An 11,460-nucleotide genomic window follows, 5' to 3' on the forward strand; every position below is an offset into this window, starting at 1 on the left:
CCCCCCCCCCCCTCTTTTCTAGAAACTCAAGCGGACCGAGGCTTTGAAGAAACGTCTCTGAGTGCCTTTATCCTGGATCGATCCGAACGGCGTCGCTCCGTTGGTGTTGAGAAAAGGAGTGGACGGCGTCGGATGGTTCAAGACGTCGGTGGAGTCCATTCGGATTTGCAGCGACTTCGACTCGGTGAGCCGGACCGATTTGAGCAGGGACGCATCGAACGACCAGTAACCCGGGAGGGTTAACGATGCGAGGCCCAACCCGCCGCGCTTTCCCGGTAGCGGATTCTGCAGCACGATGTTTCCGTTACTGTCGGCGATGGCCTGGAGCGTGCAGAAGCTTGCCAGTTGTGTAGCAACTGCCGAGCATTGCGGATCTTTCGTTCTGGTGAACGAACCAAAGTAGGACCCGAAATTGTGGTCCGCGGGGTTTGAGACGCTCACCCAATTCACCTTGCCATCTCTCGGGAACTTCCCGACGATATCCGGAACCGCGTTACCGTACAGGCCTGTCTGGCTGGCAAGGCCGCTTGAGGCGTTCACGTAGGTCGCCGAGGTGCTGGCAGGTTGTCCCGAACTGAGATTCACAACGGAACTGGCCTGCCACCCTGCGATGACGCGCGCCAGCACACCGTGGCTGCTTCCCATCAGCAACTTGCCCGGCCCGATCGGCAATTCGAAAGTTCCGTAACCTTTGAAATCGTGGGTCGCGTTACCCGGACTAAGTTGGTAGTCCTTATTACGTTCCACCGGATTCGTGTAGCTTTGGGCGGTAGTCAATCCATTTCCCGCGGCGAATGAAACCAAAGGAGTCTGCATCGATTTGGAGAAGATGTAGGTGGCCTGGAAAGTCATTCCATGTGTCGGCCGCAAGGTGCCCTGCAGTTGAAGAGAGTTGTATTTCGATGTGCCTGTGTTGCTCCAGTAGTTGGCGCCAGCGCCGAGGCCGGTACCGGTGCCGAACTGGGGGTTGGCCGAGATCCAGTTTGCGGGGAACAGTCCGGCCGGCACCTGGGGACCTCCGGCGATCGTTGTGCCGCCGGGGACATTAAATCCCAGATTGGCGCGCTTCATCACAGTGCCGCGCTCGCCAGTGATGGATACGGGGACCGTTCCTGACGGCCCGGTACCGACACCATTAAAGTAGTTTAGAGAGTTTGCCAGAGTCTGGAAGTCGCCATTGGCAAGCGCGTCTCTGAAAGTCGTGCTCACCCGGAGATGCTGCGAGCCGCGCTGGGTTATTCCGTCTACCGGGGCGCAAACGGCGGTGGGATTTGCCGGGTTGCATCCCGTTACGTTGGGATTCAGATTCAGTCCCAGGAACATCTGGTCGAATAGCGGATCGTTGCCGCCGGCGCGAGTGGTTTGTAGAGCGTTGAAGAGAGGTGAGTTGTAGAACACATCCGGCGTGTTGAGGTCGTACCAGCCGTATAATCCGGTACCCTTTGTGCCGACGTAACGCGCGTCCAGAGTGAACGTACGGGTGAGCTGCCGGGTGATCGAGAGCGTGAAGTTCTGGATGTACGGAGTGTAGAAGTTCGGATCGAACGCTGCCGCGCCCTGGCTCAACTTGGCCAGCGGGATCGGCTGCATCGGCAGGGTCGCCGGCGCGAGCGGAATCTGCTTCTGCAACGCCGCCACGTCGAAATAGCTGCCGTCCACAGGCCCCGTCGTAGTCACGTTAGTGAGGAAGCCGGGCGTTGTGAAGATGTAGTTCGAAAGGTTGCCCGCATGGCCGCCTCCGGTGTAGCTGATTTGATAGCCGCCGCGGACGTTCGTTTTTCCTTTTCCAAACCATGGCAATTCCCAGGCGAAGCCGACAGCAGGTCCGAAATTGTTGTAATCATCCGGGAAAATGGTGTCGCCCGGTTTGGACGTATTGGGCCCGACAAACTCCAATTGGGTCTGCAAGCTGGTGTTCACACCATTGTTCGGATTCATCCAATTGCTGAAACTGCGGCCGGATACTCCGAACAGCGCCAGCCCATCCTGGCCTCCCTGGGGCCGAATTGTCAGTCCCTTGCCTTCGTACGGTACGCCATAATATGACCAGCGGACCCCGGCATTCAGAGTGAATGAGGGGCGAAGCTTCCAGTTGTCTTTGAAGAACATGGACACTTCGTTTTCGTGGGGTTCGATGACTCTCCGCTGTTGCTCGAGGTAGCTCGTCCAATGGTCGAGCTCAGTCGGCGATTTCATATAGTATCTCTGCGACGCGCTGGCGACGGAACCGGCCATGAAGGCCAGGAGTTGCCCAGCCGTCGTCTGACTGGTCGGCGTGAGTCCGTTGAAGTTCGTCGTATTTGCAAAAGCAGTGACGGGATTCAAAGCCGAATTGCCGCCGGTGCCAAACGGTATGGTTTGGTCGGCCGTGCTGACGCCGGTTGTGTGGGTAAGCAGCACCTCGACGCCGCCTTTAAAGGCGTGCTTGCCTTTGTTCCAACTGACCGAATCGGCAAAGCTGGTCAGAGGAGTATTGTTGTTTTGTATAGCGCATAAGGTCAGACAGCTATAGTTATTCACGCTCATTCCTCCGACGCCGGAGGGCGCGTAAGCGATTGGATAATTCTGTCCGGACGCATTCGCCCCGCCTTGCAACAGGAGCGACAGGGGAACTTTACGTTTTTCGGGATCCGGCACTTCCCACGGGGCATAGATATACTGAAAACTCTTCCGGTACCCATACCGTGCTTCGTTGACGATGTTGGACGTAAGTGTAGACGTGAAATTCACCGTGAACACCTGCGGACGGAGCTGCATCTGCTGCGGGTAATAGCCGGGCCACAAGCCGGCGACGCCGCTATTATAGTAATCGGAGTCTATCCTTTCGTTCGTGTAGTTGAAGGCGACCTTGTGCCTGGCATTAAAGTTGTGATCGACTTTCCCGTTGAACTGCAGGCGGTCGGCATCGAAGGTGTTTCCGCTGGCGAGGGGGTAATCCCCGAGGGAATGCCCACGCCAGGTCCATTGAGATATGGCGGTGTTGAGTCCATCACCGCCGTCAAAGGTATTCGCGTGCGGCATGGCGGCGAGAAACTTCTGGCTGGTACCGGAAGGATCCATCTTCGTACGATTCGCATCCCACGGGGCGCCGGCGACAACTGCGTCGGAGCAATCGGGCTTTGTCGGATTGCTCACTAGAGGACCGAACACACTGCGGTACTGCAGTGAACCGGTGTACGGCGTCCCATCCTGGTTGGTTGCGGGGGCAACCGGGTTGCCGAACGAGTCCACGGATGGGGTCGTCGGGCTTGCGCCGGTCGTTACTGTCTGGGTATTGATATTGCCGGGCGTCCAGCCTGACCAATAACGCAGAATTCCATGCTGCGCGCAATTGGTAAGCGTCACCGGCCGCGCGACCTGGCGTTCACGTTCGATCTGCTTGTCGACAAGGGCGAAAAAGAAAGTTTTGTTCTTGATGATCGGACCGCCCACGCTGCCGGTCAATTCGTTGCGATTGAGCCAGGGCGGCGTTGTGGGCGACCACTTTCCATTTACGACCTGTTTATTGTTGGTCCAGGTATTCGCGTCCAGCTTGGAGTTTCGAACGGTCCAAAACCCGCTGCCGTGAATCTGGTTCGTGCCGGAACGAGTCAGGATCTGCACCTGGCCGTTGCCGCGCCCGTATTCCGCGTCAACCGGTGTGAGAATCACCCGGAATTCACCAACCATGTCGACATTCAAGTAAGTGACCGAGCCGATGCCGTTGGCATAGCGGCCATTCTGAACGCTCAGCCCATCGCGGACAGTATTGACCATTGATGCGCTGACGCCGGCAAAAGTCGTGTTCTCCGTGAGGTCCGTACCACGTACGCCAGCCATGGTGCCGGTCACCAGATCGAGAACGTTGTTGCTCACCAGCGGGAGGTCTGTGAGGGTCTTTTGGGCCAGAACATTTCCAATGGTCGACGATGACTCCGCGATCACCGCGGTGGCCTCCGCCGTGACTTCAACGGTTTGATCCGCGGCGCCGACCTGAAGCGTGAAGTTGTATCGCGCCGCGGCCGATTGTCCGAGTTGCACATCGGTAAAGACCTGCGTTTTAAAGCCGGGTAACTCGGCGGTGAGCTTGTAGGTCCCCGGTAACAGACTCAGAATGTTGTACGCCCCCGACTCATTACTTATTGCTGTAGTCATCACGCCCGTCTGCGTGTTCGTGGCCGTGACCGTGACGCCAGGAATAAACGCCTGACTGGGATCCTGCACAAATCCACCTACGGATGCATTGGTGCTTTGCGCTGATGCTGTTTCAATGTGGATCAGACAAAGGACTAACACTATCGCCGCCGCTGTCAATATTCTGCGCATCGACTCCTCCCCAAGAAAAATCGGACACACGAATTCAATGGCACTTGTTTCAGTGAACGTTGGCGAGACTTTAATGTGTTTTTATGTAGAGATCAATCAATTCCATCAGCTCGGACAAATCTCGCCGAGCGAACCGGAACCGCCGCAGTACTTCGTGTCTTGAAGCTGGATCAGAAGGCCGTCCGGGTCGGTAAAATACAATTCCGGCGTGCCGTCTTTCGCTCCGCCACGATTCTCCATCCTCAGACTGATGTAATGAACCAGCGGTCCGGGATTACCTTGCGGATTGCCGCGCGGCTTGAGCCCGTAGCTTTCCAGGTTCTTGATGACGGCATCCGGATTGAAATTGTCCATGCTCATGCACAGGTGATTGATGCTGCCGCGCGGTGCCGCCGCCGCGCCGCCCCGTCCACCGCCGCCGCCGAACATGAGAAACTGGACACCAGTACCGGTATTCAGGAACGGCGCATTCGTGCTGCCGGCCGGAGCTTGATACCCCTGAACGCGCCAGCCGAACAGATCTTGATAAAACTTGTTCGACCGGTTCGCATCCGATCCGAAGATCGTGCAGTGACTCCAGCCGCGAAGCGCCATCAGGCCTTTCTTCGGTGATGGTTCCGGCGCCGGACAAACATTGCCGAGCGGTCCGGTTCCTCCGCAGTACCTCGGATCTTGAAGCTGGATCGCGATCGCGTCGGCATCGTACAAGTAGAGCTCGGGCGTCCCTTCTCTCATCCGCACGCGAACCTTCATCGGACCGGGTTGGTCGCTTTTTGTGAAGCCACGCTGCGTGAGAATGCCGGCGATCTTGTCCACGTTGAAATCTTCAACATTCAGGCAGACGTGATTGATATTCGGTGCGGCTCCCTCTGCCGAAGTGATGCCGAGGAACTGTGGACCCGCGCCGATCCTCAGGTTCGCGTTTGTCGTACCTTGCCGCGAGGCGACCGGCATGCCGAACAGGCCCTGATAGAAATCAATCGAACGTTTCAGGTCGGAGACATAGAGCGTGACGTGATTGATGCCTTTCGTTCGGATGAGCGGATTGCCGCCCTGCGCGAACAACCGTGGAGCAAGCACGATTCCGGGTAATGATGCAAGCAATTGTCGTCGGTTCATGGGACGGTAGATTATTACTTCAGGAAGGAATTAGCCATAAGAAGGCTGGCTTGCAAGCAATTATCAGCCGCAGATGACGCGAACTACATAGTGAACATCCTTTCTTAACGTGATGCGTTCGGTAAACCGAATGAATAGACACGAGAATGTGTCGTCGTAAAGTAAACCCGGCCGTTCGAGACTGCGAGGCCGCTGAAATGGGTCCAATCGTCGACGATGCTTCCGCTGTGGTAGAGCTGTTTTCCGGTGAGCGCATCAAATGCACGAAGAGATGCGTGACCTGTAAATGCGGCTCGATCGCCTCTATCGTTTCCTGCCCAGCCACCCTGTCGCGGATTCTCACCCGTCGAAACGGAGAAGACCACGCCGTTGGCCACGACGGGCGGATCCGGCACCGACATGGACTCGGAGATCCACATCGGAATCAGGGAAGGCTTTTCATTGTCGATGCCGAGTTGGAACGCCATGATGCTTCCGCTTTCCTACGTTCCATAGACATTCTTGAACTTGGGGAACGGCGTCGTGAAGGTGTTCGGAAACTTCTTCTGCCAGACGACTGCTCCGGACGCTTCATCCAGGGCATAGACGATATCCGCGCTGCCGACAACGTAGATGAGATTCTTCCGGCCTTGGGCTGTAGGAATGTTATCCGCAACCAGCGGGGCAGTGAGTGCGGACAACACCGTGTCGCTCGATGGATTGTCGAGTTGCGCCATCCACTTCATTTCCATTTTCGCGACATTGTCTTTGGACAGTAACGTTTCGTCCCTGGCCCAGCCCGAGCGGTCTGGATAACCGCCCCAGGTGAGCCAGTCGTGAGAAACAGGGCCGCTCTGCGCCAAGTACAGAATGGGAAGCAGCAGGAGAACGAGGGCCGATGATTTCGCCGATAGAGTCTTCATTTGTCTCGTGGTTTATACCTCTTACTGAAGCCGTTCCGTGTGTTCGTTACTGTAAACGCGCCGTCCGGTTGAGCGGACACCTTGATCCAGTAAGCGGGCGAATGTGCCGCAACGCCGCCAAATCCACCACGCTGTCCGGCTGCCGGCTGCGCCGACAAAACACCGGCGATGGTTGCATTGTCCTCGACGTTGGCGATGAACGTTGCCGGACCGTTGTCGAGTCCGGCGTTGTAGGACCAATGCAGCTGCCAGAGATCCTCGAGGCCGGGCGACTCGTGGAGGACGTGAAATGTCTCGGGCTCGCCGCCCTTTCGCGTGCCGTTGTTCATCACCGCCACGCGCGGTTGTAATCCATGCACGAGCGCTGGAGAGCCGGACTTCGCGAGCCCGTGATGAGAGGTCAAATACACGTCCACTGTGCCGATACGGTTCGTCGGGCACATCAAGTCCAGTTCTCCGTTCCAGGTAAGATCGCCAAGATCTACCGTTCGGAAGCGGCCGTACGCCAGGAGAAATCCAGCCGATTCGCCGTTGTCGGGATCTGTGTACGCACTTTCATCCTTTGGCCGCACATCCGTGCATGCGCCGTTCTTCGCGCCGCCGCCGGGCAGATTCGACCGGATGAACTGATTCGCAGACGCGACGGCCGTAATATCCAGTCCCGTCATCTTCAACTGGTCCCCAGGTTTCACGATTGTGCGTTTCCCCTGACTCAGCTCTTCATACGAGGTCAGGAAGGCGGCCGAAACGATCCGGTCGTTCGGATGCGGCTTGCCGTGATCGTAGAAGTGCATCATCGGAAACTGCTTCGCAAGCGCGAGCAATGCTCCAACGTGATCGCCATGATAGTGCGTCGTCCACATATGGTCGATCCGCTTGATGCCCGCGGCGTTCAATGTTTCAACGATGCGGCCGAGATCCCGGTCCCCGGCGTTTCCCGTATCCACCAGCAGCGATTCTCCCGTGGGCCCCACAAACAGCGTCGACTGGCCCCCCTCGGTATCGATGTAGTAAATGTTCAGTGCTCCGGTACCCGTTTGGGCCAGCAAGCCCGTGATCGCAATCGTTGAAACCACCAACGTCAAAATGAGACCGCGCATATTTTGGACTCCGTTTTGGGAGCGGATTATACTCCACGGCATCATGCAAAAGTGGATAGCCTGCTCGTATCCCGCCTATCCCAAATACGTGAGCGGACCGTCCGGTTCGGCCGGTTCGTACGTTTGCGCTGCGCCTTGAACTAAACGATTTCCCTCCTGCAAGATTCGGAACCGGCGGCGGCCGTGGCGGGCCGGGAGCCCCCGGAGCCCCCGGAGGCCCTGGAGCTCCGCGCGGCGCTAATGGAGCGCCCCCGGCAGGGGCACCTCAGGGCGCACCCGCAGCAGGCCGAGGCCGGTTATCGACCGCAATTACCGCTTGAGGAACTGCGCTTACGGATCCCGAGAAGCTACACGCAGCCAGTGAAAAGGACGTGATGAACGTTCTGGATATGATCCGCAAGGAATTCAATATCGATGAGAATAGAACGTACCTGATGGGCCATTCGATGGGCGGAGCCGGCTCCCTTTATCTTGGCGTGAAATACGCGTCGCTCTGGGCTGCCGTCGGCGCTGAAGCGCCGGCTACTGCGCCTGCGGGTCTCACTCCCGATAACTACAGCCTCGAACCTGCAAAGAATATTCCGATGATCATCGTTCAGGGCGATATGGACACACTGGTTCCCGTTGCGGGCACGCGACTCTGGATCGAGAAGATGAAGGACCTGAAGATGACGTATCAGTACGTCGAAGTTCCGGGAGGCGATCACGGAAGCGTACTCACCTCCGGAGCTCCGGATATCTTTGCGTTCTTCGCGAAACACACCAAAGCTGCCCGCTAATCCATTCGATAAGATAATCCGCCGTGAATCGCCTGCCGCGATTCACGGCGGAACTGCGTTCGAGAATTTGACGAGCGATCAAACCTCCGCTTATTCTTCCTGTCCTAATTGGAGTTCAGGGGACAGACACCGAATTCAGCAAATCAAAACTCGACGTGGTCGCTTTTCCAGCGGCGGCCGAGCAGTCGTTTCTTATTCGACGCCGTCTGGACTGATAATCCGGGTGCGTCCCACAGAACTGGGCTGGATTTTTGCGGGTAAAGCCTTACATCGGAAATGTCAGGCTTGATTTTTGTGGGTAAGGCCTGACATCGGGAATGTCAGGCTTGATTTCTGCGGGTAAGGCCTGACATCGGGGAATGTCAGGCTTGATTTTTGCGGGTGAGGCCTGACATCGGGAATGTCAGGCTTGATTTCTGCGGGTAAGGCTTTACATCGGAAATGTCAGGCTTGATTCCTGTGGGCAAGGCCTTACACCCGGGAATGCAAGGCTTGGCACCGCCATCCTAGTCGTAGACACAGTAAAAGTACGTCCTGGCCGGCGGGATTCCCCAGCCAGAAGGCGCCATGCTTCCGGCCATCCTTCGGAAACTCGGGGACTGCCGGGAGCAGACTGAAGAGCCATCCTGTAGTGATCAATTGCCTTCGCCCTGGCAGACGGCGCTTTGTCCTTTGTCCTTATACTCGGCGCGTTCTTCATCTGCAGAATATCCGCCGCCATTGGCGAGGACCACGATATCGCCGTATGCCTGCCCCAGCAGAAAATGGACATCCGCCCGCAAACCCGACGCCGGCTTGCGCTGCAGATAGGCTTCGCCTTCGCGAATGACCGCATTGAAACCCGTTCCTCCCTGGTCCGCGCAGGCACCCGACGTTTCAAAACCCAGCTCCATCAGGGTCAGGAACGATAACTCTCCGGCTCGCCCTTCAGGATCGAGCTTCAGCGCCTCCCTCAGCCATGTATGCACATACACATAGACGCCGCCAAGCTCGCGCCATTCGAAAACGGCGCCTTCTGCTTCGAGTTGCTTCCGGATTGGCGGCGACTCGCCCATCTCTCACGTCACATCCTCTTCACTCAAAAGTTGATCGGCTACGAATAACGCTGCGGCGCGCCGGGGCGCCGGAAGGCTTCGAGAGGCGGATAACCATTGAGCGATCGCGCCGTAGACCGGAGTGTGATCTCGATCCGCCGGAGCGGCATTCGGATCGCCGATCCGCTGTTCGATCCGCCGACGTTGTGCGATTTCAGAGCGGTCATCGATTCGGAACGATTCGAAGTCCAAATCCGCTGCTGTCCCCAGGGCAGCAACAAACACTTTCGTGGAAGGCGGGCTGCCACTCTCGATTGGGCGCTCGCCTATGACCGCCGTCACAATAGAGACACCACCGCTTTTCCAAAGAACCGAGTTCCGCCAGGAAGCGGATCCAAACCATTGTGGATGCACGTTGGCATCTCCGGAGCCCAGACGATTCGTCAACGATTCACGCACCTGGCGTTGAAGCGTCTCGGCAGGAGGCAGATAGAAATAAGCCGTGCGCACCCATAGTCTGGCTCCATCGAGCGGCGTTTCAAGCTTCGCCCGAGCACACCAATTCCCGAATTCGGCGTCTCCGGGGGTGTAACCGTCAATGACGTAGTTCTGGTGCGACTGCTTCCATTCACCGAGCGTTGCCGCCCTGCCGATGGGCCCGATTTCGTTTCCCATCGAGTCGGCCACCCTGCGCACGAGCTCAACTTCTATTGCGCCTGCGCGTTCGATTCAGTGCCGGTAAGGACAAGGACCGCAATCAGCAACGCTGATTTCAGGAATGAAACGCGGCTCATGAACGACAGCATAGCGCATCGAATTCGGGGTGCGTCCCTGGAATTCCACAGCTAGTATCCGGGCAGGTCGATCTCAAGCGCCTCGATGTTTCCAAAGTGCTTCTCGTTCTTTGTCGAGAGCTTCAGCCCTTCGTAAATCGCTGTCGCTGCGATCATCGCATCGCAGGGATCTAGCCCGTTCGCTTTGGCGTGCGATTTCATGATGTTGTAGGCGAGTTGGCCGATCTCCGGGCTTGTCGAAACGACGTGATATGCGCCCAGAACGAGATCGATCTCGGCGATCTCGCGCTTGTCTTTGCACCGGCGATGAGCTCTAGTCCGGTGACAACGGACACGGACCAGTCGTCGAGAGAATCCAAATAGTTCGCAGCGGCTTCGGTGTGACGAAAATAGTCAACGAGGATATCGGTGTCAATGAGGTAGGGCATGCACGATCACTTCGAATCGGGGTCGGGCTCTCGGCGGTACTTGCGGATTTTGTTCACGTAATCCATACCGTCCGTAAAGTCTGCTCGGTCCTTCCACATTCCGTATGCGGCAAAATCCTTGACCGACTTTCGCTTTCCGCCGCTCTGTCTCCGATCTTCGATCGGGTAGACGTCTACAGTCACCTCGGTCCCTTCCTTGATGGGCAGTTCTTCCAGTGGTTTCAAAACGCCATTTTTATAGATTGCGCGGATGCTCATTGGGTCACCTAACAGATATTCTACGCTATGTCCTCTGGCCACGTTATCCGCCCACTGTACAGCAGGCAAAACTCAGAATCTTCACGGCTTTGTCCGTTTCCATAGATGCTTTTAATGCCACCGTAAATTCGGGGACAGTAGTGAGGAATTAAACCCGACCGAAATTTAATTCCTTACTGTCCCTCTTTTCCATAGTCAGTCTCCATCGAGCGGCGTTTCAAACGTGCGTTGGTCCAAATTCCTGGATGAATTTTCGCAGTAAACCCACCAAGTTCACGGAATGCAATCGGAGCGAATGGGCTGGATATTGGAATTCCAGGGACGCACCTCCGGATTTAATTCGGGTTGCGTCCCTCGAATTGCAGGGCTGCTCAACAGACGACGACTGCTCATGGGTCTATTGTTCAGTTTTAGGGTAATCTATTCGGCCAGCGTTGGGGCGATGGCCCCGTGTGGTAAGCTGACGTTTAATGACGACATCGAAGACAGGTTTATTGAAAGGAACGACAATCGAGCTGGAAGGTCCCGTTCCGGAACTCGATGGTAAGCGCGTGCACGTTGTGCTCGAGCCGATCGAGGACTTCCACTTAGCCGCAGAGCAACAACGTGAACTGTGGCGTTCCTGGATAGACAACGGGCCACAGGGTCCCATCGACGACGCCCCCGACACCGACCTCCCTTGATTTCACGCGGCGATATCCGGTGGTTTCGTTTCGAAGCGCCTGATAAGCGCAGGCCCGT

General features: G+C 56.9%; 9 protein-coding genes and 1 pseudogene. 1 reads left to right on the plus strand and 9 read right to left on the minus strand.

Features of this window, described 5'->3' with window-relative positions:
- Positions 1 to 18: 18 nt before the first annotated feature.
- From VGK48_05050 to VGK48_05070, 5 genes are all read right to left on the minus strand, one after another.
- Complete coding sequence (locus tag VGK48_05050) at positions 19 to 4,305, minus strand: carboxypeptidase-like regulatory domain-containing protein (protein HEY2380532.1); 4,287 nt, start codon at positions 4,303 to 4,305, stop codon at positions 19 to 21.
- Between the two features lie 105 nt (positions 4,306 to 4,410).
- The gene (locus VGK48_05055) at positions 4,411 to 5,424 is read right to left on the minus strand and encodes a VOC family protein (protein HEY2380533.1); all 1,014 of its coding nucleotides are present in this window, start codon (positions 5,422 to 5,424) and stop codon (positions 4,411 to 4,413) included.
- A gap of 104 nt (positions 5,425 to 5,528) precedes the next feature.
- Positions 5,529 to 5,891, minus strand: a complete 363-nt coding sequence (locus VGK48_05060) for a hypothetical protein (protein HEY2380534.1) — start codon at positions 5,889 to 5,891, stop codon at positions 5,529 to 5,531.
- Positions 5,892 to 5,906: 15 nt separating this feature from the next.
- Positions 5,907 to 6,326, minus strand: a complete 420-nt coding sequence (locus tag VGK48_05065) for a hypothetical protein (protein ID HEY2380535.1) — start codon at positions 6,324 to 6,326, stop codon at positions 5,907 to 5,909.
- Positions 6,323 to 7,426: an MBL fold metallo-hydrolase gene (locus VGK48_05070; protein ID HEY2380536.1), complete on the minus strand. Its 1,104-nt coding sequence runs from the start codon at positions 7,424 to 7,426 to the stop codon at positions 6,323 to 6,325. The genes VGK48_05065 and VGK48_05070 overlap by 4 nt, the downstream gene beginning before the upstream one ends.
- A 374-nt stretch (positions 7,427 to 7,800) precedes the next feature.
- On the opposite strand from VGK48_05070, the gene VGK48_05075 reads away from it, so the two are divergent.
- Positions 7,801 to 8,205: an alpha/beta hydrolase-fold protein gene (locus VGK48_05075; protein ID HEY2380537.1), complete on the plus strand. Its 405-nt coding sequence runs from the start codon at positions 7,801 to 7,803 to the stop codon at positions 8,203 to 8,205.
- A gap of 635 nt (positions 8,206 to 8,840) precedes the next feature.
- On the opposite strand, the gene VGK48_05080 is transcribed toward VGK48_05075, so the two are convergent.
- The 4 genes and pseudogenes from VGK48_05080 to VGK48_05095 all read right to left on the minus strand — a co-directional run bounded on the left by VGK48_05080 (position 8,841) and on the right by VGK48_05095 (position 10,719).
- Positions 8,841 to 9,260 (minus strand): hypothetical protein, encoded by a 420-nt coding sequence (locus tag VGK48_05080; protein ID HEY2380538.1) that lies wholly within the window; start codon positions 9,258 to 9,260, stop codon positions 8,841 to 8,843.
- 3 nt (positions 9,261 to 9,263) lie between these two features.
- Positions 9,264 to 9,914: a hypothetical protein gene (locus tag VGK48_05085; GenBank protein ID HEY2380539.1), complete on the minus strand. Its 651-nt coding sequence runs from the start codon at positions 9,912 to 9,914 to the stop codon at positions 9,264 to 9,266.
- A gap of 170 nt (positions 9,915 to 10,084) precedes the next feature.
- A pseudogene (locus tag VGK48_05090) lies at positions 10,085 to 10,390 on the minus strand (PIN domain-containing protein).
- Positions 10,391 to 10,467: 77 nt separating this feature from the next.
- Complete coding sequence (locus VGK48_05095; protein ID HEY2380540.1) at positions 10,468 to 10,719, minus strand: antitoxin family protein; 252 nt, start codon at positions 10,717 to 10,719, stop codon at positions 10,468 to 10,470.
- Between the last annotated feature and the right edge of the window lie 741 nt (positions 10,720 to 11,460).

The sequence above is a fragment of the Terriglobia bacterium genome (genome assembly GCA_036496425.1).
Classification (GTDB): Bacteria; Acidobacteriota; Terriglobia; order 20CM-2-55-15; family 20CM-2-55-15; genus 20CM-2-55-15.

Bases quoted from the DNA above. Each gene is read 5' to 3' on its own strand.
- VGK48_05050 (HEY2380532.1), bottom strand. From the start codon at position 4,305: ATGCGCAGAATATTGACAGCGGCGGCGATAGTGTTAGTCCTTTGTCTG.
- VGK48_05080 (HEY2380538.1), bottom strand. From the start codon at position 9,260: ATGGGCGAGTCGCCGCCAATCCGGAAGCAACTCGAAGCAGAAGGCGCC.
- VGK48_05075 (HEY2380537.1), top strand. From the start codon at position 7,801: ATGAACGTTCTGGATATGATCCGCAAGGAATTCAATATCGATGAGAAT.
- VGK48_05065 (HEY2380535.1), bottom strand. From the start codon at position 6,326: ATGAAGACTCTATCGGCGAAATCATCGGCCCTCGTTCTCCTGCTGCTT.
- VGK48_05055 (HEY2380533.1), bottom strand. From the start codon at position 5,424: ATGAACCGACGACAATTGCTTGCATCATTACCCGGAATCGTGCTTGCT.
- VGK48_05095 (HEY2380540.1), bottom strand. From the start codon at position 10,719: ATGAGCATCCGCGCAATCTATAAAAATGGCGTTTTGAAACCACTGGAA.
- VGK48_05060 (HEY2380534.1), bottom strand. From the start codon at position 5,891: ATGGCGTTCCAACTCGGCATCGACAATGAAAAGCCTTCCCTGATTCCG.
- VGK48_05070 (HEY2380536.1), bottom strand. From the start codon at position 7,426: ATGCGCGGTCTCATTTTGACGTTGGTGGTTTCAACGATTGCGATCACG.
- VGK48_05085 (HEY2380539.1), bottom strand. From the start codon at position 9,914: ATGGGAAACGAAATCGGGCCCATCGGCAGGGCGGCAACGCTCGGTGAA.